The sequence below is a fragment of the Marinobacter sp. genome (assembly GCF_041984545.1).
GTDB lineage: Bacteria > Pseudomonadota > Gammaproteobacteria > Pseudomonadales > Oleiphilaceae > Marinobacter.
This window is the reverse complement of record NZ_JBHIXV010000003.1, coordinates 1-25,618: the sequence shown is the minus strand read 5'-3', so window position 1 is coordinate 25,618 and position 25,618 is coordinate 1. Positions and strand designations below refer to the sequence as shown.

Annotated in this window: 20 protein-coding genes and 1 pseudogene; 7 read left to right on the top strand and 14 right to left on the bottom strand. The window is 57.5% G+C overall.

Features of this window, described 5'->3' with window-relative positions:
* Positions 1-5: 5 nt before the first annotated feature.
* Positions 6-1,427 carry an HDOD domain-containing protein gene (locus ACFC20_RS01990; protein WP_375191530.1) on the bottom strand — a complete coding sequence of 474 codons (1,422 nt, stop codon included), beginning with the start codon at positions 1,425-1,427 and terminating at the stop codon, positions 6-8.
* Between the two features lie 202 nt (positions 1,428-1,629).
* Between ACFC20_RS01990 and ACFC20_RS01985 the strand changes: the two genes are divergently transcribed.
* From ACFC20_RS01985 to ACFC20_RS01975, 3 genes are all read left to right on the top strand, one after another.
* Complete coding sequence (locus ACFC20_RS01985) at positions 1,630-2,637, top strand: methionine ABC transporter ATP-binding protein (protein WP_375191529.1); 1,008 nt, start codon at positions 1,630-1,632, stop codon at positions 2,635-2,637.
* Positions 2,637-3,302, top strand: a complete 666-nt coding sequence (locus tag ACFC20_RS01980) for a methionine ABC transporter permease (RefSeq protein WP_091989766.1) — start codon at positions 2,637-2,639, stop codon at positions 3,300-3,302. The genes ACFC20_RS01985 and ACFC20_RS01980 overlap by 1 nt, the downstream gene beginning before the upstream one ends.
* A gap of 186 nt (positions 3,303-3,488) precedes the next feature.
* Positions 3,489-4,271 carry a MetQ/NlpA family ABC transporter substrate-binding protein gene (locus ACFC20_RS01975; protein ID WP_091989769.1) on the top strand — a complete coding sequence of 261 codons (783 nt, stop codon included), beginning with the start codon at positions 3,489-3,491 and terminating at the stop codon, positions 4,269-4,271.
* A gap of 83 nt (positions 4,272-4,354) precedes the next feature.
* Here the strand turns inward: ACFC20_RS01975 and ACFC20_RS01970 are convergent, their stop codons facing one another.
* Both ACFC20_RS01970 and ACFC20_RS01965 read right to left on the bottom strand, forming a co-directional pair.
* Positions 4,355-5,008: a peroxiredoxin gene (locus ACFC20_RS01970; protein ID WP_375191528.1), complete on the bottom strand. Its 654-nt coding sequence runs from the start codon at positions 5,006-5,008 to the stop codon at positions 4,355-4,357.
* Positions 5,009-5,158: 150 nt separating this feature from the next.
* On the bottom strand, positions 5,159-6,520 hold the full coding sequence (locus ACFC20_RS01965; RefSeq protein WP_375191527.1) for an alanine/glycine:cation symporter family protein: 1,362 nt from the start codon (positions 6,518-6,520) through the stop codon (positions 5,159-5,161).
* Between the two features lie 204 nt (positions 6,521-6,724).
* Between ACFC20_RS01965 and ACFC20_RS01960 the strand changes: the two genes are divergently transcribed.
* A complete protein-coding gene (locus tag ACFC20_RS01960) occupies positions 6,725-7,156 on the top strand; it encodes a CBS domain-containing protein (RefSeq protein WP_375191526.1) in 432 nt (143 codons plus the stop codon).
* Positions 7,157-7,186: 30 nt separating this feature from the next.
* Positions 7,187-8,029, top strand: coding sequence for an S-formylglutathione hydrolase (gene fghA / locus ACFC20_RS01955; RefSeq protein ID WP_375191525.1), 843 nt, complete (start codon positions 7,187-7,189; stop codon positions 8,027-8,029).
* 8 nt (positions 8,030-8,037) lie between these two features.
* Here fghA and ACFC20_RS01950 read toward each other — a convergent pair whose 3' ends face one another.
* The 10 genes from ACFC20_RS01950 to ACFC20_RS01905 form a co-directional block, all read right to left on the bottom strand.
* The gene (locus tag ACFC20_RS01950; protein WP_375191524.1) at positions 8,038-9,162 is read right to left on the bottom strand and encodes an HD-GYP domain-containing protein; all 1,125 of its coding nucleotides are present in this window, start codon (positions 9,160-9,162) and stop codon (positions 8,038-8,040) included.
* A gap of 93 nt (positions 9,163-9,255) precedes the next feature.
* Positions 9,256-12,123, bottom strand: a complete 2,868-nt coding sequence (locus ACFC20_RS01945) for an EAL domain-containing protein (RefSeq protein WP_375191523.1) — start codon at positions 12,121-12,123, stop codon at positions 9,256-9,258.
* On the bottom strand, positions 12,116-12,583 hold the full coding sequence (locus ACFC20_RS01940; protein ID WP_375191522.1) for a response regulator: 468 nt from the start codon (positions 12,581-12,583) through the stop codon (positions 12,116-12,118). Before ACFC20_RS01940 ends, ACFC20_RS01945 begins: the two co-directional genes overlap by 8 nt.
* The gene (locus tag ACFC20_RS01935; protein ID WP_375191521.1) at positions 12,570-16,145 is read right to left on the bottom strand and encodes a PAS domain S-box protein; all 3,576 of its coding nucleotides are present in this window, start codon (positions 16,143-16,145) and stop codon (positions 12,570-12,572) included. Before ACFC20_RS01935 ends, ACFC20_RS01940 begins: the two co-directional genes overlap by 14 nt.
* Before the next feature lie 64 nt (positions 16,146-16,209).
* Positions 16,210-18,456: an ATPase, T2SS/T4P/T4SS family gene (locus ACFC20_RS01930; protein WP_375191520.1), complete on the bottom strand. Its 2,247-nt coding sequence runs from the start codon at positions 18,454-18,456 to the stop codon at positions 16,210-16,212.
* Positions 18,449-19,612, bottom strand: a complete 1,164-nt coding sequence (locus ACFC20_RS01925; RefSeq protein WP_375191519.1) for a sensor histidine kinase — start codon at positions 19,610-19,612, stop codon at positions 18,449-18,451. The genes ACFC20_RS01930 and ACFC20_RS01925 overlap by 8 nt, the downstream gene beginning before the upstream one ends.
* Positions 19,599-20,273 (bottom strand): ATP/GTP-binding protein, encoded by a 675-nt coding sequence (locus tag ACFC20_RS01920; RefSeq protein WP_375191518.1) that lies wholly within the window; start codon positions 20,271-20,273, stop codon positions 19,599-19,601. The genes ACFC20_RS01925 and ACFC20_RS01920 overlap by 14 nt, the downstream gene beginning before the upstream one ends.
* 14 nt (positions 20,274-20,287) lie before the next feature.
* On the bottom strand, positions 20,288-20,815 hold the full coding sequence (locus tag ACFC20_RS01915) for a response regulator (RefSeq protein WP_375191517.1): 528 nt from the start codon (positions 20,813-20,815) through the stop codon (positions 20,288-20,290).
* Entirely contained in the window at positions 20,812-22,185 is a 1,374-nt protein-coding gene (locus tag ACFC20_RS01910) for an HD domain-containing phosphohydrolase (RefSeq protein WP_375191516.1), read from the bottom strand. The genes ACFC20_RS01915 and ACFC20_RS01910 overlap by 4 nt, the downstream gene beginning before the upstream one ends.
* Positions 22,182-23,039, bottom strand: coding sequence for an ATP-binding protein (locus tag ACFC20_RS01905; protein ID WP_375191515.1), 858 nt, complete (start codon positions 23,037-23,039; stop codon positions 22,182-22,184). Before ACFC20_RS01905 ends, ACFC20_RS01910 begins: the two co-directional genes overlap by 4 nt.
* A gap of 252 nt (positions 23,040-23,291) precedes the next feature.
* Here ACFC20_RS01905 and ACFC20_RS01900 point away from each other — a divergent pair, with 252 nt between their 5' ends.
* On the top strand, positions 23,292-23,990 hold the full coding sequence (locus tag ACFC20_RS01900) for a hypothetical protein (RefSeq protein ID WP_375191514.1): 699 nt from the start codon (positions 23,292-23,294) through the stop codon (positions 23,988-23,990).
* A 107-nt stretch (positions 23,991-24,097) separates the two neighbouring features.
* Positions 24,098-25,075 carry a GGDEF domain-containing protein gene (locus tag ACFC20_RS01895; RefSeq protein WP_375191513.1) on the top strand — a complete coding sequence of 326 codons (978 nt, stop codon included), beginning with the start codon at positions 24,098-24,100 and terminating at the stop codon, positions 25,073-25,075.
* Positions 25,076-25,125: 50 nt separating this feature from the next.
* On the opposite strand, the pseudogene istB reads toward ACFC20_RS01895, so the two are convergent.
* Positions 25,126-25,614 (bottom strand): annotated as a pseudogene (gene istB, locus ACFC20_RS01890) (IS21-like element helper ATPase IstB); the annotation flags it as partial.
* Positions 25,615-25,618 lie beyond the last annotated feature (4 nt).

Below are 25,618 nucleotides of genomic sequence, written 5' to 3'. Positions count from 1 at the left end.
GGCGGTTACCGGCCAGAGATCAGGGTCAGGCAAAGCTGGGCGTTCTGGAGGAAGTGGCCGAAGGCGGACAGCTGCTCATTCGAGGGCACATAGCCACCCCCAGCATTGTCGGCATAGAACAGGCCGACCAGCCGGCCATTGGCCTTGATGGGGCCGATAAGGGCAGGTACTTTTCCGAGCCATCGGTCGTAGGGTACCCCTTCGGCGTTTGGTTTGGGCTGGTAGATGCTCGCATGGGCATGGGGAAGCAGTCCGCCCAGGGACCCTGTGCCATCCTTGTGGATCAGAAAGTGCTGCCGCCATTCTTCAGTTCCCCGGCCACCAAGCTTCCTTGGTACCAGCTTGTCCCCCGCTCGGTCGGCCATCAGCAGCGCCACCCTTTGCATACCGATGGCCCTGTGTATGCCCTCGATTACCAGTTGACAGACCTCGTTGATGTCGGGCTTTTCCGCCAGGCATTGGCTCAATTCACGCAGGATTTCCAGTTGCAGTTCCGGGTCCATGGTCGGTGCCTCCGGGACCGCCTCCCCGGCAGCGCCCGAGGCTCCCGGCATCAGCGCGGTAACCTGCGGAATGCCCAGCGACACGGCAACTCGCATCGCTTCTGAGGCGTTCACCTTGAGCTGGTCCCGAACCACCGCCGGGCTTTCGCCAATGTCCTTGCCCAACCGCTCCAGTGCCTTGTCCATATGCGGCCCGCTCCAGCCCTGCTCGGACAGCCGGGCCATATCGACGCAGTTGCGAACCAGGCTGGAACCCAGAGAATTGGCCTGCCCCGGTGACACCACATCCTTGATGAAAGGGCCCAGGGACCAGGCCTCTACCAGTCCGCGGGTGATCTCGGTAAAGGTGGTATGCAGCACCGCTTTTTGCGCCTCGACGGGAGTCTCATCCAGACGCAGGCGCTCCTCCAGTTCCGTTGCCTGCTCGGTTTCACAGGACCAGAATGCCAGCTCGCCGATGTTCATCAGCAGGGCCCCGATGAACACCTCCTCAAGGGCAGTCTCGTTGCGCTTGGGCATCAGGCATCGGGCCTGAACAGCGGCGTGAATGGCCCGGGCGAGGCACCTCAGGAGATGCGGCCGATCGTTGCGCTTGAGCAGGGTATCGACAATCAGTGAGGAGATGGCCATGGATTTGACGGCATCGAAGCCGATCAGGGTAATGGCTCGGCTGACGGTGCTGACCTGGGTGCGGGTCTGGTTATAGAACACCGTATTGGACAGTCGCAACACCTGGGAGGTGAGCTGGGCGTCGTTGAGAATCACGTTGGCCAGCTCGTTGACGGTGCTGTTGCGGCTGTCGGTCAGCTCATTGATGCGCCGCAGGGTGTTGGCAAGAACCGGCAACTCGACTTTGCTGAGATAGGTTACCCAGGCCTGGGTGGAGTTCATTCTTGCGGGAGCGATTGGTTTTTCGGTGGTCACGGTTGTGAGCCTCTGGGGCCGGCGCCTCTGGAGAAATTGAAGGTTCTTTTACGATCCAAGTTTAATCCAGCGGGTGAACCGTGTCAGGTAACGGTTTGTGTAGGGACAACTACCCACAAAGCCGGGGGTGCCCGAACTCGGGTTTGCCCGCCGGATGGGCTATAATCGCCGGTTTTAACGCTGCACCCACAAGGCGCTGACCGTGATTGTATTTGACCAGGTACAGAAATCGTATCAGGTAGGCGGCCGGGCGATCCCCGCGCTTAATCCCACCGATATGACCATTGAAACCGGCGAGGTGTTCGGCATTGTTGGCCATTCCGGGGCGGGCAAGTCGACTCTGGTGCGATTGATCAACCTGCTGGAGCCGCCCACCGGCGGGCGTATACTGATCGACGACGAGGACATCACCGGCTACGATGCCGCCGAGCTGAGAGCGTTCCGGCGCAAGGTCGGCATGATTTTCCAGCACTTCAATCTGCTGTCGTCCAAGACCGTGGCGGACAACATCGCCTTCCCCATGAAGCTCGCCGGTATCTATTCCAAGGCAGAGATCCGCAACCGGGTTGAGGAACTGCTGGCACGGGTCAGCCTCAGCGACCACGCCAACAAGTACCCTTCCCAGCTATCCGGCGGCCAGAAACAGCGGGTGGGCATTGCCCGGGCCCTCGCCTGCCGGCCCACCATTCTGCTTTGCGACGAGGCCACCAGCGCCCTGGACCCGCAAACCACACAGTCTGTGCTGAAGCTGCTGGCGGACATCAACCGTGAACTGGGCCTGACCATCGTTCTGATTACCCATGAAATGGACGTGGTGCGCCGGGTCTGCGACCGGGTGGCAGTGATGGACGCAGGGAAGGTGGTGGAAATGGGCCCGGTGAGCGAGGTGTTCCTGCACCCCAAACACCAGACCACCCGGGATTTCGTGTTCGAAAGCGAGAGCATCGACCGGGACGAGCTGCAGGAGGACCTGAGCAAGGCTGACGGCCGAATCCTGCGCCTGACCTTCAAGGGCGAATCCACCTACAAGCCGCTGCTGGGCAGCGTGGCCCGGCAGAGCGGTGTCGATTTCAGCATCCTGTCCGGCCGAATTGATCACATCAAGGACATCCCTTACGGGCAGCTGACTCTGTCGCTGGTGGGCGGTGACCTGAACGTGGCCATGCAGGCCTTCGAGGCCGCCGACGTACACGTGGAGGTATTGCGCTGATGGAAGCCTTGCTGAGTAACGTGGACTGGACCGAAATCGGCTGGGCCAGCTGGGATACCCTGGTGATGGTGGGTATGTCCCTGCTGTTCAGTGTGCTGATCGGCCTGCCCATCGGCGTGCTGCTGTTCCTGTTCGGCAAACGCCAGCTTCTGGAACAGCCAGTCGCCTACGCGGTGTTGTCGTTCGTGGTGAACGTACTGCGTTCGGTGCCGTTCATCATCCTGCTGATCGTGATGATTCCCTTTACAGTGATGCTGATCGGCACGTCACTAGGTGTGGCCGGCGCGATTCCGCCATTGGTTGCTGGCGGCGCCCCGTTCTTCGCGCGGTTAGTGGAAACCTCCCTGCGGGAAGTGGACCGCGGCATCATCGAAGCCACCCAGGCCATGGGCGCCAGCGTGCGCCAGATCATTTTCGGTGCCCTGCTCCCGGAAGCCCTTCCCGGCATCATCGCCGGCATCACCGTAACGGCTATAACCCTGGTTTCCTACGCCGCCATGTCCGGCGTGATCGGTGGCGGTGGCCTCGGTGACCTGGCCATCCGCTTCGGATATCAACGATTCCAGACCGACGTAATGGTCATTACAGTCGCTTTACTGGTCATCTTCGTACAGGTGCTCCAGATGGTCGGTGACCGCCTGGTCCTGTACTTCAGCCGGAAGTAGGCATGCCTGGGTGCAAGCCTCTGGCGGGAAAGCCCTTCCGAAAAACGCCCGTAAATACGTCCCTGTAGGGCTCGGTCGCGCCATCCCTGGCGCTCCACGTTTTCGGAAGGGCTTTCCCGCCAGCGGCCCGGACTTGTCAGGTGAGCCAACAAGATTTTTTCTAACTGCCAACAGGAGAACTGATTTATGAATCTGAAGAAAACTTTCGTGGCACTGGCTGCCGCAGCGACTTTCTCCGGTGCGGTTGCTGCCGAGGAACTCTCCGTAGCGGCCACGCCGGTACCCCACGCCGAAATCCTGGAATTCGTGAAGCCCCAGTTGGCCGAGCAAGGCGTTGAGCTGGATGTGAAAGTATTCACCGACTATATCCAGCCGAACATTCAGGTGGACCAGAAGCGGATGGACGCCAACTTCTTCCAGCACAAGCCGTATCTGGATGAGTTCAATGCTGGCCGTGGCACCGATCTGGTGACCGTCACCGGGGTGCACGTTGAGCCCTTCGGCGCCTACTCCAGCAAGATCGACTCGCTGGACGAACTCAAAGAAGGCGCGGTAGTGGCCATCCCGAACGACCCCACCAACGGCGGCCGTGCCCTGCTGCTGCTCCAGAAAGCGGGTCTTATTACCCTGAAGGATGAGAGCAAGATCACCGCAACACCGCGGGACATCGCGGAGAACCCGAAAGATCTGGACTTCAAGGAACTGGAAGCAGCGACCCTGCCGCGTATCCTGAACCAGGTGGACCTGGCCCTGATCAACACCAACTATGCGCTGGAAGCGGGTCTGAACCCCACCGAGGATGCGCTGGTGATTGAAGGCTCCGACTCCCCCTACGTGAACATCCTGGTGGCCCGTCCGGACAACAAGGACAGCGAGGCCATGCAGAAGCTGGCGGATGCGCTGACCTCTGATGCGGTTCGTGACTTCATCAAGAAGCAGTACGAAGGTGCGGTTGTGCCGGCGTTCTGATCACCGGGTGGTCGGACATGAAAAAGGCCGGGCAGCCACGCTGCCCGGCCTTTTGTGTTTTCAGGGCCCTGAAACGTGGCGAGTTACTCGCCGCTCCAGTTGGCCTTCGGGTCCGGTGTCATCCGCAGGTAGGATTTCACTGCTTTGTAGCCTTTGGGGAAACGCTCCTTGATCTCATCCTCATCCTGCAGTGATGGCACGATCACCACGTCGCCGCCACGCTCCCAGTTACCGGGGGTGGCCACCTTGTGGCTGTCGGTCAGTTGCAGGGAGTCGACCACCCGCAGCACCTCGTTGAAATTGCGGCCGGTGCTGGCCGGGTAGGTGATGATCAGGCGCACTTTTTTGTTCGGATCAATCACGAACAGTGAGCGCACGGTCAGGCTGCTGTCAGCGTTCGGGTGGATCATGTCGTAAAGCTGGGACACCTTGCGATCCTGGTCGGCAATGATCGGGAAGTTCACCGAGCAGCCCTGGGTTTCGTTGATGTCCTTGATCCACTCCCGATGGGAATCGACCGGATCGACACTCAGGGCGATGGCCTTCACATTGCGCTTGGCGAATTCGTCCTTGAGCTTGGCGGTCAGGCCCAGTTCGGTGGTGCACACCGGGGTGAAGTCTGCTGGGTGTGAGAAAAGAATGCCCCAGCTGTCGCCCAGCCAGTCGTAGAAGGAAATTTTGCCTTCGCTGGAATCCTGCTCAAAATCCGGTGCGGTATCTCCAAGACGCAGAGTCATTGATGCTCTCCTTTCCTTTGTCAGGTTAACTTAGACACTGTGTTGTACAGGTAAAACCTTGGTGCGGAAGGCCGTTAAAACAAGCCTTCCCGGCCTCAATCATTCGATTGTCTGCTCACATCCTTATGAACAGACGCTCTAATCGGGCGTTCATTTAACGCCAAGAGTTTTCTCTTTATCAAAGTAGTCCCTGGTCAGCCTGAATACCACCGGGCTCAGCAACAGCAGCGCAATCAGGTTCGGCAGAGCCATCATGGCGTTCAGGGTGTCCGCCACCAGCCATATGAAGCCCAGATTTACCGTCGCGCCTACCGGAATGGCCAGTATCCACAGTACCCGGTAGGGCACGATGGCCTTTACCCCGAACAGAAATTCGATACAGCGCTCACCGTAGAAGGACCAGCCGATAATGGTGGTGAACGCGAAGATCGCCAGGGCAATGGCCACCAGGTAGTTGCCGAAGCCCGGCAGACCCTGTTCAAAGGCCAGGGAGGTGAGCGCCGCGCCGGTTTCGCCGGAAGTCCAGGCGCCGGAGGTGATGATAACCAGGCCCGTAATGCTGCACACGATAATGGTGTCGATAAAGGTACCGAGCATGGCCACCATGCCCTGTTTGACCGGGTTGTTGGTCTGGGCCGCCGCGTGGGCGATGGGCGCCGAGCCCAGGCCGGCCTCGTTCGAGAAAATGCCCCGGGCCACGCCAAACCGGATAGCGGCCCACACGGCAGCGCCCGCGAAGCCACCCTGGGCGGCGATTGGGCTGAAGGCGTGGGTGAATACCATCCCGAAGGCGTCTGGTATGTCATGGGCGTTGATGGCCAGAACCACCAGGCCCACGAACACATAGGACACCGCCATGAACGGCACCAGCGCGCTGGCCACCTGACCGATACGCCGGATGCCGCCAATCAGCACCAGGCCCACCAGCACCATGAGGATCAGGCCGGTCAGCCAGTGGGGAAGGCCGAAGTTGGTTTCCAGCACATCCGCCACCGAATTGGCCTGCACCGTGTTGCCAATGCCGAAGGCCGCCACCGAGGCAAACACCGCAAACAGGATCCCCAGCCAGGCCCACTTGCTGCCAAGGCCATTGCGGATGTAGTACATGGGGCCGCCTACGTGGGCGCCGCGTTCGTCCACCTCCCGGAACCGCACGGCCAGGACGGCCTCGGAATACTTGGTGGCCATGCCCACGAGGGCGGTCAGCCACATCCAGAACAGGGCGCCAGGTCCGCCCAGGAACACCGCGGTGGCAACACCTGCGATGTTACCGGTGCCCACCGTGGCTGAAAGGGCCGTCATCAGGGCCTGAAACGGGGGTATTTCACCCTCGGAGGCATCGCCCCGGGCCCGGCCGCTCCACATCAGCCGGAAACCGGCGCCCAGTTTGAGGATGGGCATCAATTTCAGGCCAATGCTCAGGAACAGGCCGACGCCCAGAATCATGACCAGCATGGGCGGGCCCCAGACCAGTCCGTTTATTTCGCCTACAAATGCGGATATCGCTTCCATGGGGTCTCCCTGAATGTGCCATGGATGGGTTTGATAGTGAGCCCCTGTTGGGGATAACCCTTTGAGTTTAATTAGATAATTTGCCTTGTAAACTGACAGTCGGCGAAAAGTGGTGTATCAGCTGAGGATTGCCTATGTTTATAGCAAAGGCGGTCGGGAACATTCGGGCCGCAGCAACATTCATCAATGGGAGGGACTCTGCCCATGCGTTCGCTCAAGGTCTCTGATGTCATGTGGAACCACATCGAGCCGATCCGGTGCGGTACCCCGCTGACCTCCGTGGTTAAAACCCTGCTGCACAACCACGTGACCGGCTTGCCGGTGGTGGACGACAAACGGCAGGTACTGGGGTTTGTCTCCGAACAGGACTGCATTCACTCATTGCTGGTCAGCAGTTACCACAGCGAGGGCGAACCGATTGTTGACGACGTCATGTTCCGGAAACCGCTGACCATTTCTCCGGAACTGGCGGTGGTGGATCTGGCCCAGAACCTGGGGGCGGGCAAACCGAAAGTGTATCCCGTTGTGGATCACGGCAAACTGGTGGGCATTGTTACTCGTACCGCTATCCTGTCGGAACTGGCGCGCACCGGTTGTGGCCTGGAGCTGCCCAGGTACGCCAGCGCCGAGGATTGATCCACTTCCCATTCACCGACTGAGGACACTATGGAACTTTTATCCACCAACGTCTGTTTCGATGGTGAGCACCGGCGTTATCGCCACACCTCCGCGACCCTCGAATGCGACATGGAGTTTGCGGTGTACCTGCCGCCCGGTGCGGTAGGCGCCAGGGCCCGACCGGTACCGGTGCTGTACTGGCTGTCGGGCCTGACCTGCACAGACCAGAATTTCATGCAGAAAGCCGGTGCCCAGAAAAAGGCGGCCGAGCTGGGCCTGGCGATTGTGTGCCCGGACACCAGCCCCCGGGGCCTGAACCTGCCCGGCGAGGACGACAGCTATGATTTCGGAACCGGCGCCGGGTTCTACATCAACGCCACGCAACAGCCGTGGGCGCCTCACTACCGGATGTACGATTATGTGGTCAAGGAGCTGCCGCAGCTGATTGAGAACGAGCTGCCGGTGACCGATCAGCGCGCCATCAGCGGGCATTCCATGGGTGGTCACGGGGCGCTGATCTGTGCCCTCAAGAATCCGGGGCGTTATGCATCGGTGTCGGCGTTCGCGCCCATTGCCAATCCTACCGAGTGTCCGTGGGGCCAGAAGGCGTTCAAGGGATACCTGGGCGACAACCCGCGAAGCTGGGAAGAATGGGATGCCACGCTGCTGATCCCCACCGCCCGTGAGCGACTGCCGCTGCTGGTGGATCAGGGCACGGCCGACGAGTTCCTGGACAGCCAGTTAAACCCGGACGCCCTGGCGGATGTCTGCGAGAAGTTTCACCATCACATCAACCTGCGCATGCACCGTGGGTATGACCACAGCTACTTCTTCATCGCGTCGTTCATCGAGGATCATCTGCAACATCATGCCCGGGCGCTGGGGTTGTAGAGGCGACGTCAGGAACCGAAGCCCCATACCAGGCTGAAGTCCATGGACGGCATGATCTCGGGCTCTTCCAGGGCCCGGATATTGAACTCCAGCAGGCTGGTGTCGCGCTCAAAGGTACCGGTGTAGCGATTTCCACGAGGGCCGAAGATGGCTTTGACGAAGGGGCCACGGGCCCGCACCGGTCGTTTTGTGACCACGCCCACCTCGTTGTTTTCCAGCCGCACCAGAACGCCGGGCGGATACTCCCCCAACACCTGCAGAAGCGCCTTCGGGATAGCCGGGCGGAACTTGCCGTCGGCCAGGTTGGCGATCAGTTTGCGGGCCTGGGCGATGTTCATCCGGTTGCGGTAGGCCCGCTTGGTGATCATGGCCACGTAGCGTTCGGCCAGGGCCAGAATCTCTGCTTCCGGCCGGATCTCGGTACCGCTCAGACCCTTTGGGTAGCCGCTGCCGTCGGCCTGTTCGTGGTGCTGGGCGATGATGGTCAGCAAGAGCTTGTTGTCGATGCCGGCATCGCGCAGGGCCTGGATGCTTCGGTGCGGATGCCGTCGGATCACCCCGCGCTGTTCTTCGTTAAGAATGGTGTTGGACGCGTTGAGCTTGTCGGCAATGGGCACCAGCGCCAGATTGGCCGTTAAGGCGGCGGCTGTCAGCACACTGATGCGTTTTTCCTCGAGCCCGAACTGGCGACCGACGAACTGGCACAGAATGGCGTAGAACAGGATCTGTTCGTAGATCACCGGCCCGATGGAGTAGAGGTGCACCAATGCGAGGGTCGCCTCTGGCGATTCGGTGCAGGAGCGTTCCACCATCCGGGCCAGGCCAAGCAGCCGCTTCTGGGCCGAGGGATCGCCTTCGGTAATGGCGTTCAGTGTTGTTTCCAGCGCCTGGAGCAGATCCGGGTAGTCGGCAAAGGGATTGCGTTCCCGGTTGTCCTCGAACACTTCCTCCTGGGGCCGTTCGATTTTCCGGGGCTTGAACCGGCCCCGCTCGAACAGCTGCTCCAGCTGGGAATTGGTCTGAATCACATAGCCCTGGCGCAGCAATACATTGCCGTCGGTATCATAAACGGTCCAGGGCAATGGGCGGCCAATGGTCAGGGCGCCGGGAGCAATTCGGACGAGGTCGTTCAAATCAATGTTTCCTGAATACTGCTTATGGTCGCTACAGTCTACCCCTGAACCCGGATTTAACTCCAGTCAACGCGGGCCGCTCCTGCCATGGTCTCAGGAGGAACGCATGGCGGCATGGTATTGAAATGCCTGCTGGATGTGCTCACGTATCTGTTTATCATCCCAGGGCTTGGTCAGGAACTTGTAGATGGCGCCCTGGTTGATGGCATCCGTTACCGATTTCAGGTCTGTGTATCCGGACAGAACAATTCGAACCGTATCCGGATGGATTGCTTTTACCTGACTAAAGAACTCAGTACCGGACATTTCGGGCATCCTTTGGTCTGAAACAATCACCTGCACTTCATTTTCTGCCAGCAACCGGAAGGCTTCGCTGATACTCGTTGTGGAGAGTATGCGATAGCCGTCTCTTCGGAAAACTCGCACAAGTGCGCGCAGAATATTCTCCTCGTCATCAAGCAGCAGCAGCGTTTCCTGGCCCTGATCTTGGAGTTCTCTTGAATCTGTCGGCCTGACACCAGACTGGGCCATATAGGTTTTGAGGTCCTCAAAGGGCATCGGTCTGGCAAAGGCGAACCCCTGAAGCAGATCACACTGGTGCTTTCTCAAAAAAGCAGCGTGGGCCTCTGTTTCAACACCTTCGGCAACCACTTCCAGGCCGAGATGGTGGGCCATGGAAATCACACCCTGGGTTATAGCGGCATCGCTTCGATTCTGGATGACATCGGTGATGAATGTGCGGTCTATTTTGATTTTGTTCGCAGGCATGAGTTTTATATAGCTCAGGCTGGAAAAGCCGGTGCCAAAATCATCGATGGCGAGTCGAACTCCAATATTTCGGAGCTCATGCAGGACGCTGAAGACTTGATCAGTGTCCTGGAGCACTGCCGATTCAACGATCTCCAGTTCCAGCATTTCCGGTGGCAGGCCCGAGTCGGTAAGAGCTTCACGCACTGTCCCGACAAAGTCCCCTTTGCGAATCTGTATGGGCGATACGTTGACCGCCACACGGCAGTCCCTGAATCCAGAAGCCCGAAGGGTCACCATATCTCTGCAGGATTTGCGCAGCACCTGTTTGCCCAGGGCAATAATCTGTCCTGTATCTTCTGCCAGCGAGATAAAATCCGCCGGAGAAACAAGCCCCCTGGAGGGGTGTTCCCAGCGTACCAGCGCTTCCACGGAGCGTGCCTGGCCCGAGCGGGAATCGACGACCGGTTGGTAAAAGACCGCGAGACTGTCGTTATCAATCGCGTCCTGTAGTTCATTCCGGAGCTTGACCCGATAGCTTGCAGAGGCGTTCAGTTGTTCGGCGAACCATTGGTAGGTATTGCGGCCGAGCTGTTTGGCACTGTACATGGCCAGATCCGCCTGCTGGATCAGTTCCATGGGTTCTCCAATTGAACCATCGGTTACTGAAATTCCGATGCTGGCCGTCAGATGAAGGGTGTCATTGGCCAGTCTGTAAGGAGCGCCAAGTACCGACTGGGCCTTCTCGACGATGCCGATGATGTCGTTGACCTGGGCGATGTCAGGAAGAACGAGGACAAACTCATCACCACTGATGCGTGAGACTGTATCGCCGGACCGCACCATATCTTTCAGCCGGCGGGCGACTTCCACCAGGATCTGGTCTCCAATCCGATGTCCGAGGGAATCGTTGATCAGCTTGAATCCGTCAAGATCGACAAAAAGCACCCCAACAAACCGTTGATAACGTTGTGCAAGTTGGCATGCCTGGACAAGGCGATCTTCCAAAAGTGTCCGGTTCGGGAGACCGGTCAAAACGTCATGGCTCGCGTTGTAGGCAAGTTCGCTCTCAACAAACTTGCGCTCGGATATGTCGTTCTGCACGCCGACATAGTGAGTGATCAGCCCCTCTTCGTCTTTGACGGGCGACAAATAAAGATCATTCCAGAATGGGGTTCCGTCCTTCCGGTAGTTGCGGAGCACCGCGACGACCTCCCGCCCACCGTCGAGGGCGTCGCGGATTTCCGCTAGTGCCTGCGCGTTGTCAGGGTCTGGAGGCGAGCCCTGAAGGAATCGGCAATTCCTGCCAATCGCTTCTTCTTTGGAATAACCGGTGACTTTTTCAAAGGTTGGATTGACGTAAACCAGTGGAAAATCCGGTTGCTGTGCATCCGACACCACAATGCCATTGGAGCTGGACTCAATGCAGCGCTGAAGCAAACGAAGTTTCTGGCTGCTGGCGATCTGTTCCGTCAGATCCGTCAACATCCGCAGGACCAGGTTTCGATGATTGATGACAATCTCTTCGGACAAAACCTCAACATACAGGTTTCGACCGTCCCGGGTCCGGTGATGTTCAAGCGTGCCATGCTTCCGCAGAACAAGACCATGTAGATGCGTCGGCAGGTCATTGTCAGGGCTCTGCAGGGTTCCCCAGCGTTTACCGATCAGGTCATCAGCGGGAAATTGATAAAGTTCCCTGGCAGAGTGATTCATGGATTGTATGGTGTCCTCGTCGGGTGCAACGAGGAACATGGGCGCCGGATTGTTCTCGAACAGCAGCCGGTAATGCGCCTCGCTGCTGGCCAGATTCTCATTGGCCTGTGCCCGGTCTATGGCATAACGGATGCTTCGTAAAAGAGTATGGCTGTCTGTCTCTCCCTTGGTGAGGTAGTCGGCAGCCCCCAGTGCCACGGCTCTGGCATCCAGCTCCTTCTGGCCCTGGCCGGTCAGAAGAATGAAGGGAGTGGTGATGCCCTCGTCTCGTGCATATTGGATCAGATCAAGCCCTGAGTCGGGGCCAAGTAAGAGATCGACCAGTGCCACGTCGATGGACAACTCGTGCAGCGCCTGAATGCCGCTGTCGAGACTGTTGCGCCAATTCAGCTCAATGGGGACCGGGCTTGCTTCGACAAGCAGGTCCCGGGTAATCAGAAAGTCGTCTTCGTCATCCTCAACCAGCAGGATTCGGAGAATAGGGTCTTTGCTACTCATGATGCTCGGGTTTATATGGTTCGTGTTTTTCAGGTCGCAGGTACACCGACAGGCGAGCGACCAGTTCCAGCAGTTGGGTGTAGCCCGGAGGTTTGATCAGGTACTCCCTGGCGCCATGTTTCATGCAGAACACTCGGTCTTCAGGGCTCTCCGAGGTGCTCAGGATAACGATGTCGATGGCCGCATACTGCTCGTCTGCCTTTAACGCCAACAAGGCTTCGCGGCCATCCTTGAGGGGCATGTTGAGATCGAGCAAAAGCAGGTGTGGAAAAACGTAACCGGTCGCGACCGTGCCTTTCTGGGCCCGAGTTGCCAAAAAGTCGAGCAACTCCTCGCCGTTTTGAACGAACTGCAAATCACAGTCCCGGCAGCGATCGGCAAAAGCCTCCTTGAGAAGCTCTCGGTCGTCGGGGTCATCTTCGGCGATCAGTACGTAGGGGCGCTTTTCAAGAGCGGCCATGGTTCGCCTCCTTGCGCGAGCCCCGGTGGCGGAAATGGATCCGGAACGTGGTGCCCTCTCCGGCAGCGCTGGAGACGCTAATATCCGCACCATGACGGTCCAGGATCTTTTTGACAATAGCCATGCCGATCCCCGTACCCGCATAAGTGTCCCGATTGTGGAGGCGCTTGAACGGATGAAAAATCTTGTCGGCGTACTTCTGATCGAAACCGATGCCATCGTCTTTCACCACCATAACCCACGAAGTGGACGTTACCTCTTCAGGGTAGACCATAATCCTGGGTGGCTTGCCTGGCTCGTGGAATTTCAAGGCGTTACTGAGCAGGTTCTGGAAAACCTGCCTTAACTGGCTTTCGTCGCCAAGGATCAAGGGTAACGGAGCTATTTCGATTATTGCCTTTTCATTGGCAATGGACGTTTCCATGTCCTGAAGAACGCCCTGAAAAATGGCATGAGTGTCGCACTCCTCGAACATTTTTGCGCGAGTGGTTACCCGGGAGTAAGTGAGCAGGTCTGAGATCAGCGCTTGCATCCGTGCAGCCGCGGATTGCATTCGCCTCAGGTAATCCTGTTCATCAGGACCAAGCTGGTTGGACTTCACCAGCAGTCGATCCGAGAAGGTTCGGATTTTTCTGAGGGGCTCCTGAAGATCATGGGACGCAACAAAAGCGAAATCCTGTAGGTCCCGGTTGCTTCTCTCCAGCTCTTCCATCGTCGCTTCAAGCCTCATCTGGGCCTCTTTCCGCTCACGGATGCTGCGGTAATAAACCGCGAGGCCCTCTTCGGAGGGGTAGGCGCTGATCTCCAGCCAATTATCGAGAGGCTCGTAGTAGGCTTCGAAGAACACCGATTCGCCGGTTTCAATGGCGTATCGATATTGCCGGTCGATTTCAGAGCCAACGGCCGCCGGGAACATCTCCCAAAGGCTGTGGCCGAGCAGCTCTTCGCGGGGTTTTTGCAGAATTTCCTCTGATCGCCGATTCACATAGGTAAAGCGCCAGTCCCTATCCACTGTGAAGAAAGCATCGGTGATACTCTCGAAGATGACCGCCTGGCGCTCGGCGTAGCGTCTGATCTGGTCCATTGTTTGCCGGGATGCGGTGATATCCTGAAAACCGCCCTGTAATCGCACGATTCTGCCGGTCTCGTCTTTGACAGCATGGCCAATAGCCCTACCCCAGCGGAGCCTTCCGCCAAGCGTTCGGAACTGTACTTCCTCGTCGAAAGGGATGCCGGTGCTGATGCACAGCTCGATTGCCGCGGTAAGGCTTTCTCGGGACGTGTCGGTGCACCAGCCCAGCCCTGTATCAAGGTCCGGTTCCGCGTCTTCAGGGACTTCGAAAATATCGAACATGGCGGAAGTCCAGGTGAGCTTGCCGGAGGAAATATCGAGGTTCCATCCCGCGATCATGGCGGTTTTCTCGGCAATCCTCAGCAGCGCTTCACTTTGAGCCAGACGCTCCTGGGTTTCGAGTGCATCTGTGATATCTCTGGCGACTACGTAGATGAGGTCATCAGCGCTCAGGATCGCATTGATCTGAAGCCAGTGTACGTCGGAACGGGCATCCAGGGCCCTGACGGAAAGGTCCTGCACAGTGTTACCTTCGGTCAGAGAGTTGACGGCACTCACGACTTTTTCATGATCTTCGGGGTGGATGAGCTGCATATACGAGGTGCCCAACAACTGCTCGCGGGTATACCCAAGCGTTTCCAGGAAGGTGAGGTTCATCTCAAAAAAGTGACTGTTCAGATCGACAATGCAGAACATGTCCGGAGACAGGGAGAAAAACTGATCCCGCTCCCGGGAAAGGGTTTCAGCCACCAGTTCGTCGGTTATATCCCGGCCGACACAGAACATTGCGTGGTCTTCCTTTGACCATTCAGCGGTCCAGGACACGGTTACCGTGTGACCGTCTTTGTGCCGAAGCCTTGTACGGAAGCCCGTGGATGTGTCGCGCTGGCCCGAGGCCAGCCTCTGGAATTCTTCTACCGTTGAGTCTCGATCCTCGGGCGCCAATAGAGCGCCGTAGTGCCTGCCTTGCAGTTCTTCTGGTTCGTAGCCGAGCATTGCCCGACTGGCTGGGCTGACCGCAAGGAAGCGACCTGCTGGGCTGATAGAGCAAAGAAGATCTTTTGAAAACTGCATGATCCGGTCGTTGGTCTTTCGAAGGCTTCGCTCCTGCTCAAGATGATGGTTCAGGGTGTTGTTTAGGTCACTCAACACCATGGAGCGGCGTTCGGATTCACGCCAGAAAAGGTGGCTGAGCATGACAAGGAAGGTCAGCCCGATTCCGCCGAAGAGAATCAGGGGTGGCAGATAAAGCTGGTCAGTTGCCAACGTTCCTTTGGCGATATAGCTTTCAATCCGCCAATCATGGTCGTGGTGCGACTCCACAATCGCCGCTGTGAGTTGAACCTTGTTCGATTCGGTTAGCCTCGGTAAAGAGTCAAACACCTTCTTATGCTCGTGGAACACTGCCTGTTCGATATTGCCACCGAAAGGCAGAGAAAGTTCTTCGAACACACTCTGTAGATTGACCACTGCAATCACTACCCGGGAGTCCCCAGCATGGGGTGTAACGGGAGCCGAGATGATGGCATGAGCGCTGCCTTGTCTGTCTTCTATCGGCTCGCTCAGGTGGGGCCTGTTGGACTCAATCGTGTGGCTCAGCCATTTCCTCGCCCTCGCGTCCGCAAAAAAACTGTCGAGCAGATAACGGTATTCCGGTGTTCTGGATTCAATGCGTATGTGAGTCAACCGATTATCGAGAAGCGCTATCACTTTCAACTCGGGGAAGTCTCGGAGGTAACTGCTGGCTTCAAGCTGCCACAGTAATTCCGAGGGGGCGGTGCTTGACAGTTCCCAACGCTCCGCCAACCGCCGGATCAGAGCCAGTTTTATGGCAAAGGCGGAGGCAGTGCTCGCTGCGAGCTGCGCGGACTGGCTCTCAGCCCTCGTAATCAGGTTTTCGCTATGCTGGAGCCGCATGACATGCCAGGTCATGGTGGTGGCGAAAATACCCAGTACACCGAGCAGGATGAGTACTCGGGAATCAACGGGAATATCCCGGTGGTATACCCGGCGCAGAAAGGGCAGGGTCAGACCGATCAGCATCATCAATGGACTGATCACCACAGAGGATTCGGAAAGACTGCCAATCCCACTACCGTCGGTTTGGGGGAGCCAGCGGGATAGTAGCGAAAACAGGCCAATGCTGAACACGACGGGCATAGCAATCAGGCCGACGCGCCATCCCTTCGAAGAGTGCATGGCAGCCAGAGCACTCGAAAAAATGAGTAGGGTGACCAGAAGCAAGGCAGGGGTGATCGCGATGGCTGAGAGATCCCGGGAGACCGGCCAAAACGGCATGCTTCCCATGACCAGGGCGGTCACAAGGCCGAGGATTGCTGTCGTGGTGGATAGTCTGGGGCGTTGGAACAGGAGCGCCAGAAAGGTTGCGCTCAGCAGTAGCGAAAGAACGCCACTGCCGGGATGCAGGGATATCCTGCCCGGCGTGTCGGGGCCGCCGCTCAAGAAATCATAGAGGATGATGGCGCCCACCGACGCCAGCGAGATTGCCAGGGCCAGAGCCAGGCAAAACCAGAAGATCTCCCGGTTTCGGGTGCTAATCATTCAGCACCTGTGGCCCGAGGAGCCGCAGCACTTCGTCCGCTGTCGTCAGCCCAGCCCGCAATTTTTCGAGGGCGTCGTCCAGCAGCACCTGCATGCCCTGCTCCCTGGCAATGGTTTCGATCTGCATGGCGCTGGCCCCCTCGGTAATCGCAATGCGCAGATCTTCGTTCATGGTAAGTACTTCGTGGATGGCCACACGCCCCTTGTAGCCTTTGTGGCATTTCTCACATCCCCGGCCACGATAAAACACCAGATCGGGGCTTTGAAATTGAGGGCCCAACTGGTTTAGAACGTCAAAAGGCGGCGGTGTCTGCTCCCGGCAATGGGTGCAGATGCGCCGGACCAGACGCTGTGCAATGATGGCCTCCAGGGCAGAAGCCAGCACAAAGGGCTTCAGTCCAAGATCAAGCAGGCGTGCGACGGTTGCCGCCGCTGAGCTCGTGTGCAGTGTCGAGTATACGAGGTGCCCTGTCATCGCCGCGTGGAAAGCGACATCGGCGGTCTCTTCATCCCGGATCTCGCCCAACAGGATGACATCCGGATCCTGACGGAGTATCGCCCGAAGAACGCTGGCAAAGTTGAGACCGATTCGTTCTTTAACGGGTACCTGGCCCGCCATGTCCACGTGAAATTCCACGGGGTCTTCAATCGTTACGTAGTTACGCTCTGGTGAGGCGTTATGCTGCAGCAATGCATACAGGGTCGTGGTCTTGCCACTGCCAGTCGGACCTGTGGCCAGAATGATGCCCTGAGGCTTGGCGACCACATGCATCAGCCTTTTGAGATTGTGTTCCGAGAGGCCAAGATCGCCCAGGGATTGGGCAGAGGACTGTCTTTCCAGGACCCGCATCACCACTTTTTCGCCATTTATCGTTGGCAGGGTGGAGATCCGAAGATCCACAATTCGCATGGGCGTCTTGACGGTAATCCGTCCGTCTTGCGGCTTGCGGCGTTCAGTGATGTCCAGTTCTGCCATCACCTTGATCCTTGAGACGACCGACATCAACAGATTGGTGGGAATGTGGATTTTGTCCTGCAGTACGCCGTCAATCCGGTAGCGGACAACCAGTGATTTCGTACGAGGATGCACGTGTATGTCGCTGGCGCCCAGCCGTAGGGCCTCCAGAATGATGGCATTGACCAGTCGGATTGCAGGCGGCTCCTCAGAGCTTCCCAGTAACTGCTCAAGCGACTCCTGATCGGAGTCCTCGTCCAGGACAATCTCGATCCCTTCGTAGGGATCGTCGGTACCTACCTTGGTGGTAATGTCGTCCAGGTCGGTTCCTTCACCAAATATCTCAGCAAGCTTGGCTTGCATCTGTGAGGTCTCACAGAGCAGGGGGTGGATGGTGTAACCGGTCATAAAGCCCAGTTCATCAATCAGGTTGATGTCCATCGGGTCGACCATGGCAAGGCGCAGGCGCTGGCCGCTCGTGCGCAGCGGCAGTACCAATTGGCGGGTACAGATCTTCTGAGGCACCAATGACAGCAGGCTCGGATCGGGCTGGAACTCCCTCAGATCAATCTCTTCGAAGAGCATTTCGTCCCGGAGCAGCTCAAACACCTTTCGAAAATCGACCCATTCGTGCTTCAGCAACTGCCGGACCACGGGAGTTTTCTGGCTTTGCATTTCCCGGTGTAGCTGCTGGATCTGCTGTGGATTCAGCCAGCCTTTCTTGTGCAGCAAAATGGCGAGCTGGCTGCGATTCGTCGCGGTCAGCTTGCTGATGGTCTCCAGATCCCGGCTCTGCTTCTGGGTTTGCTGTTCAAGCGCACGGGTTCGTTGGATCAGTTCGTATTGCTCCAGCGCCAGTGCGATGGTGAGCCGGATGTCATCATCGTTCCAGGGTTTCAGGATGAACCGATATACCGCGCCATCCTTGATCGATCCCATGACGGCGTCGGTATTGGCGTGTCCGGTCAGCATGATACGAATGGTCTGCGGCCACCGTTCGCGCACCTCCCGGAGTAATTCACTGCCGTTCATGCCCGGCATCATGAAATCGGTCATGATCAGCTCTGCTGGCTGTTTCTGCATGATTCTCAGTGCTTCCTCGCCGCTACGGGCAAACAGAAGCTCGTAGTTTTCCCGCTGAAACACACGGCGTAGGGATGTCAGAATGTTGGGTTCGTCATCTACCAGCAGGAGCCTGTACGGGGCCTTCTTTGACTCTGGTGCACGGTCAGAACTGGTCTCGGCTGTCTCACTGTGGAAGAGCGACGCGTAGCGCTTAGCCATGATTGCCCCCTGTGGATTCGGTGGGCAGGTCCAGCGTTACCCGGGTGCCGGTGCCGGGCCGACTGTTGATGGAAATCTGCCCCCCGTGGGCCCTCACAGTATCTCGTGCCACCGTTAGCCCAAGACCTGTGCCCGAGCCTACCGGCCGGCTGGTGAAAAAAGCATCGAAAATGCGGGGCCGATCAGTCTCCGGAATGCCGCAGCCGTTATCCTGAATAATGATTTGGATGGAGTTCCCCTCACGCTTTGACTGGACAACAATCTGCCCCTTTGCCGGATCCTGCTCCGAATCCCTGATCGCCTGGGCGGCGTTGTCCAGCAGATTGAAAAAGGTTTGTGACAGCCGGGCGGGGTGGCCTTCGATGGGTGGCAATTCGGCCAGGCGTTCAGAAATCCGAAGGGTGTGACTGAATTCGGTCTGCACCAGATGAATTGCACTGTGCAGAAGATCATTGATGTTGCACAGGGAGTAGTCCGCCTGATCAATGCTGGAGAAGGTTTTCAGGTCCGCGACGATGCGTGCGACACGGCTGGTACCCTCAACGGATTCAGCGAGCAAATCCCGGAAGTCATCCAGGAGCTCCCGATTTGCGGGTGTGCCAGGTATTGCTGCGCCCAGGTCCTCCAGGTAATCCTCGGCGACCCGGAGGTTGCTACTGATGAATCCGATCGGATTGTTGATCTCGTGAGCTACGCCCGCGGCAAGTTGCCCTACCGATCGCAATCGTGCGCTTTCAAAGAGTTCCTGCTGGTTCTTCTGTATAACGCGGACCTGTTCATCAACCCTGTTCTGAAGTTGCTCGGATAGCTCCCGGTAACGGGCTTCCGAGGCTTTCAGGGCGTCATTCTGGCGTTGAAGCTCGGCGTAGCTGGCTTCTGTGGTGTCGTGGTGGAGATTTGCCGCCAGTCGGTATTTCGCCACGAACATCATGATGAAGCTCACCAGATTTGCGGCCGCATGCCGCTGCTGGACGGAACCGCCGGACAACCACCCGATGGTCTCCAGGTTGAACTCCACCGGTACCGAGCCTTCCGATGCCTCCTCACTTAACCGAACCGGTTCGCTGCACAGGTTGGTAAGGAGACTGTTCAGACGATCCAGTTGATCGGACGCGAGCAGGTCTTTCAGGGTGGGGTCGTCTTCAAAGCTCCGCATGGCGCTCCCCATAACCGGCGCTCAGGCCCTCTACGAAGGTCTCCCGGCTGATGCCGTGTTGTTGTTCCAGGTGACATTCACGATCCGCGAAAGAATACAGGCGATCCAGAAGCACTCTGAAGGTCTCGATCACCCCTTCACCTCGGAGCGCAGAGGCCATCATCAATGGCGCCCAGGGAGTCGCCGCCCAGCGCGTCTGGAGCTCCTGTTCACCGATAACCCCGGGGATGTCCCGTTTGTTGAACTGAACCACCAGCGGCAGGGTGTCAATGTCGAGGCCGACCTTTTCCAGGTTTTCTTCAAGGTTTCCGAATGCCGTGGCGTTATTATCCTGCTGGGAAGGTTGTGAGTCGGCCACAAAGACCACACCATCCGCTCTCGAAAGCACCGCCTTGCGAGTGCTGTCGTGCTGAACCTGGCCGGGCACCGTATAAAGTTTCAGGCGCAGATCCAACCCGGAACGGCCGCGAAGTCCGATGGGCAACATGTCGAAGAACAGGGTGCGGTCGTCCCGGGTTTCCAGCACCATAAGCTCGCCCTTGCGCTGGGGATTCAGCAGGGAATGGAGCTGCATCAGGTTGGTGGTCTTGCCGCTAAGGGCCGGGCCATAGAATACAACCTTGAGCGTCAGCTTGTTGTCGTCTACTTGAAAATCAGGCATGGATCGTCGCTTTTTCAGTCCGGGTCAACGATGAGTACCGATCCGTCGGCGTCGCGATGCACGCGGGTAATCCCGGGATTTTCGGATTCCAGTCGCAACAGTTCCTCCTCACGGACCCGGAGCATGGCCTTCTGGGTATCCACTTCCTCCCGTAACTGCCGGTTTTCCACTTTCAACTGATACAGGTCGATAGCGGACTTGATGGACGCCACCACCTCGTAGTCATCCCAGGGCTTGGACAGGTAGCGGTACACTTCTGCGTGATTGATTGCCTTGATCATGGAATTGCGATCGCCATGGGCGCTCAGCACAAGTCGCATGGCATCCGGTTGCCGTTGCTTGGCAAACTGTAAATAGGTGACGCCATCGGCGGTGGGCATCTGGTAGTCCGACACGATGACGGCGAAGTCGTGTTCAAGCAGACCGCCGAGGGCTGATTCCACCGTGTCGTAGGTGTGAATTTCCCAGCCCTGGGGCTTGAGGAGCCTTCGTAGGGCGCTGAGAATGTTTGGCTCGTCGTCCACTAGCTGGATCTTGATCATTGGGTGCTCTCCGTTTCTTCGTCCGGGCGATGCACATAGAGAGTGTAGCGGTGCCCGTCCGGTTCGCCTTTTTCAAAGGCTGCAAGTTTATCGATGAGAAGGGAGGTGAGTACCTTGCCCTCGTTTAACAGCAGCATGCCCGATGCGGCATACAGGTTTCGGGCGAGAACCATCCCAGGCTTCAGTCTCAGCGTGTCTAACACCAGAACATCCGGATCTTCGTGGTCGATGTCCGGGGCCACTTCCAGCACCATTTCGAGAAACTGATCGGCCACTTCCGGATCGTAAAGCCGGTCCCGGTAGCGCTTGATAAGTTTGATGGCATTATCCCTGGGCACCCGCCGTTCCAGAATCAGCCCGAACTGCAGCTCAATGAAGTCTACCGCCAGCCTCAGGATGCGGGACCCGAGTGGAATATCCTTTCCCGCCAGTCGGTCGGGCACGCCATAGCCATTCCACTTCTCCTGGTGGTGGCGGATGATTTTGGCGGTATCCCGTAGTGGTTCGAGTGCCATCAACAACTGCTCGCCGGCCACCGGATATTTCATATACTCCAGCCTCTGGTCTTTGGTGAGCAGATCTGACGGCGCGGTAAACAGCTCATCCGGCCAACTGAGCTTGCCAAGATTGTAGAGGGCTGCCGCCATGGTAAGGTTTCGGGTCAGTTCCTCATCCAGTTTGTGATAGTCGGCGAAGGCTTTCACCAGGGCGATCACCTTGGTATTGGGCTGGCGGTTCGCAGGCAGTCGTTTGTCGATCAGGGAGGAGAACACCTCCGTGGTTGTCACATAGCTCTGGCGAAGCTCCTGATACGCCAGGTCGAGCATGTCGGCGGTTTCCTTGAGTTCTGCGGTTCGGTCACGAACCTTTTCCTCGAGGGTGGCGTTCAGTTCTTTCAGGTCCCGGTTCTGCTTTCGTGTCAGCTTCTCAAGCGCCAGCCGCCGGCGTTCGGATTGCTGAAAGGCCAGGGCCTGACGGAGAATCAGTCGGAGTTCATCATCATCCCAAGGCTTGCTGATGTAACGATAGATTTGCCCATCATTAATCGCAGCGATGGTTGAATTGATGTCCGCATAGCCGGTCAGGAGAATGCGGATGCACCAGGGAAATCGTTTCCTGATGTTGGCCAGCAGGGTGGGCCCATCCATGCCGGGCATCCGGGCATCCGAAATCACCAGGTCAAACCGCTGGCTTTCCAGCAGTTGTAACGCTTCCTCTCCCGACCCCGCCGTGGTCAACTCATAAGGCTCCTTGCGCAGAACCCGTTTCAGGCTGCGAAGAATATTGTCCTCGTCGTCTACCATCAGCAGCCTTGCTGTAGCAGGTTTGGCGTCTGCCGCCTCTTCGGGCCGAGATTCCGATGCGCTCATGATCGTTCGTTTTCGGATATCGTGGGCTGTTTGACCGGGAGGGTGACTCGGAAACAGGTACCTTTGCCGGGCTGGCTGTCGACCTCAATGTGGCCATTGTGTTTTTCAATGATGTTGAATGACAGCGAAAGCCCCAACCCCGTGCCCTTGCCGATCGGCTTGGTGGTAAAGAAAGGCTCGAAGATCCGGTTCATATTCTCTGGCGCAATGCCTTTGCCGGTGTCTTCAATTTCTATGACGGCGCTGCTACCCTCGGCACGTGTGCGGATATGGATTTTTCCGAAATCATCGATGGCATGGGCTGCATTCACGAGCAGGTTCATAACCACCTGGTTGATTTGGGAGATGATGCATTCCACCGGAGGAAGCTCGCCAAATTCCCGGACGACGTCGGCTTTGTATTTCAGTTCGTTATTCACCACGTTCAGCGTGGTTTCGATGCCCCTCTGAATATCCGCCGGCTTGAACTCTTCCTCCTCAATGTGTGAGAAATCCTTCATCGCCGAGATAATGGTTTTGACTCGCTCAATGCCTTCCCGGGATTCGGCCAACAGGTCCTTGAGATCGTCCCTGACAAAGCCATAATCGATGCTCTGTTTTATCGCCCTCAGGCTGTCGAGGGATTCTGCGCTATCAATCGCGTCGGTCAGCCGTAACAGATCGGTGAGGTAGCTTTCTAGGCTCTGCAGGTTGGAATAGACATACCCCACCGGATTGTTGATTTCATGGGCGACGCCCGCAGCGAGCTGGCCAATCGCGGCGAGCTTTTCCGACTGGAGCAGTTGGCGCCTGGCCTGCTCGAGCTGGGCATTCATCCTTTCCTGTTCGGATTCTGGGCTTGCTGCTTTGGACATTTTTCGATCCTGATGACTGTCTGCAGTAATGTCGGCATGGTGGCGGCGATCCAACAAAACATGCTATCCAAATAACGTTTTTGTGAGCCAGTTCAAGTATATCTAGTGTGAATTCCTTGACTCGTAAAAAAATGTATATTTTCTCCAGCGTTAGGTTATATGCCCGGCGCTGGGTTTACAGGGGCTCACAGAGTAAGGTAGACCTGATCAGGTAACTTCGCCCGAATTGAAGGATTGCGGAGGAGAGATGGTTTGACGAAAGCATCGGTTGAGTATCAGTTTCTGTTTCAGGACGGGGTGACCTGGAGGTATGTCGTTGATGCCGATGGGTGTGACTCTGCACCATCACTGCCCAATGATATTCCGCATTGGGCGAAGCTGGATTTTCATCAGTGCAGCCACTGCCCGCTTTTGCCCGATGACCATAGTTACTGCCCCTACGCGCTTGCCCTGGTAGAGCCTGTTGAACAGACGTCGTTGCGAGCGTCACACGAGGCTGTTGTTCTCGAAGTCAGCACTCGCGGTCGGCAAATTCATGCGGAGACAACGCTGCAAAGAGCGATGGGTTCGCTGCTGGGTCTGATCGGGCCGTTTTCTGGCTGCCCGGTAACAGCCATTCTTCGGCCCATGGCCCGGTTTCATCTGCCTCTGAGCAATCCAGACGAAACGCTGACTCGCGTTTTTGGTACCTTCCTTGTGGGTCAGTATCTCAGGGCCCAGCATGGCAAAGTCGCAGATTGGAGCATGGACGGCCTTCAGACTATCTATCGAGACCTTCGTGTACTGAATCATGCGATGAGCAAACGATTGCGGGCGGGCCAGAAGGAAGACTCCGGCGTTAACAGTTTTGTGCTGTTGGATGTCCTTGCAGCAGATGTGGGAGCCGTGTTGGAGCAGTATGAGGGAGACCTGGACGAGAACTTCCGGGAGTTCCTTGATAGGGATCTGTAAACTGATTGGGCAAATATTGTTAAAAAACGTAGTGCTTTGACGACCGCTCAAAATTCTTCCGCTATTCTGGGATCCTAGATCATACTTTTGTCAGACGAGCCAGTTGAATGCTCTACCGCCTGAAAACCGATTTCAGACTGTCAATCATTACCTTGCTCGGTGCCAGTGCGGTACTGGGCATCACGCCGTTTGCCGTTATGCGATTCCTGCAGGGCAACGTGGTGGCCGGGATTGTTGATACCCTGATTCTGCTGGGTATCACGGGTTCTGTCGTCTATGCATGGATGACCGGCGACACCCGCAGAAGCGGTCTGGTCTGTGCCCTGATTGCCTGCGGCGGGGCGGTGACGGTGGGAGCCGTGGTCGGCGAACCGGGCCTTTTCTGGCTCTATCCGTGCCTCGTGACCACTTTCTTCCTGACCACCCCGCGCATTGCCGTGGTGCTCAATATTATGTCTGTGGTTGCCCTCGTGGTCCACGGCGGCGCGTTTCGCTCGGAAGTGCACATGTGGACCTTCGTTGCCACGGCTCTGGTTGTCAGTGCCTGCGCCTATGTGTTCGCCTACAGGAATCACAACCAGCGTGAGCGGCTGGAGCATCTGGCCACGGTTGATCCCCTGACCGGCATCAAGAATCGCCGTTCCATGGATGAGGAGCTGGAGCTGGCGGTGGCCAACTCCGTGCGCACCGGTTTGCCCTATGCCCTGGTGCTGTTGGACATCGATCATTTCAAGAAGATTAACGATGAGCATGGCCACGGCGTCGGCGACGATGTGCTGGTTGATCTGGTGGCGTTGCTGGCCCAGAACACGCGGAAATCGGATCAGCTTTTCCGGTTTGGCGGCGAGGAGTTTGTGCTTCTGCTGCCCGGGGTGGATGGGATTGGTCTCAAAGCCGTGATGAATAACCTGCAACAGGTGCTGCGCAAGTATATGAAGCACCCTGGGGGTACGGTCACTGCCTCCTTCGGTGTGGCCCTGCTCAAGCCGGGTGAAAGTGTCGACAGCTGGTTGGCGCGTGCAGACGCTGCCCTGTACCAGGCTGCGTATTCCGGCGAACGTGACCGGTCATTCCGGGGATCGTGACCGATTTGCACACGGCCATCACGCTGGAGTCGATTTTGTACTCTGAGCGGTCACGATGGGTCAACCGATTCCGTCTTTTGTGTTTTCGCTTTTCGCAGTGATTCCCCCTTCAGATTGAGCCGGTGAGCGCCGTGCAGGAGCCGGTCCAGGATGGCGTCGGCGAGCGTGGCGGAGCCGATGTAATCGTGCCAATGCTCCGTTGGTAACTGGCTGGCAATGAGAGTTGAGCCCCTGCCGTGGCGGTCCTCAATCACTTCCATCAGATCCTGTCGCTGTTGCGCGGTTACCTTCTGCATGCCCCAGTCGTCCAGGATCAGAAGGTCGGTTTTCAGCAACTGGTTCATCAGCCGGGCATAGCTGCCATCGCCATGGGCGATGCGCAGTTGTTCGAACAGGCGCGGTACCCGCAGGTAGCGAACCGAGAGCCCCTGCCGGCAGGCCTGGTTGCCCAGGGCGCACGCCAGCCAGGTCTTACCGCACCCGGTGGGTCCGGTAATGCACAGGTTCAGGGATTGGTGGATCCAGTCACAGCTGGCCAGTCAG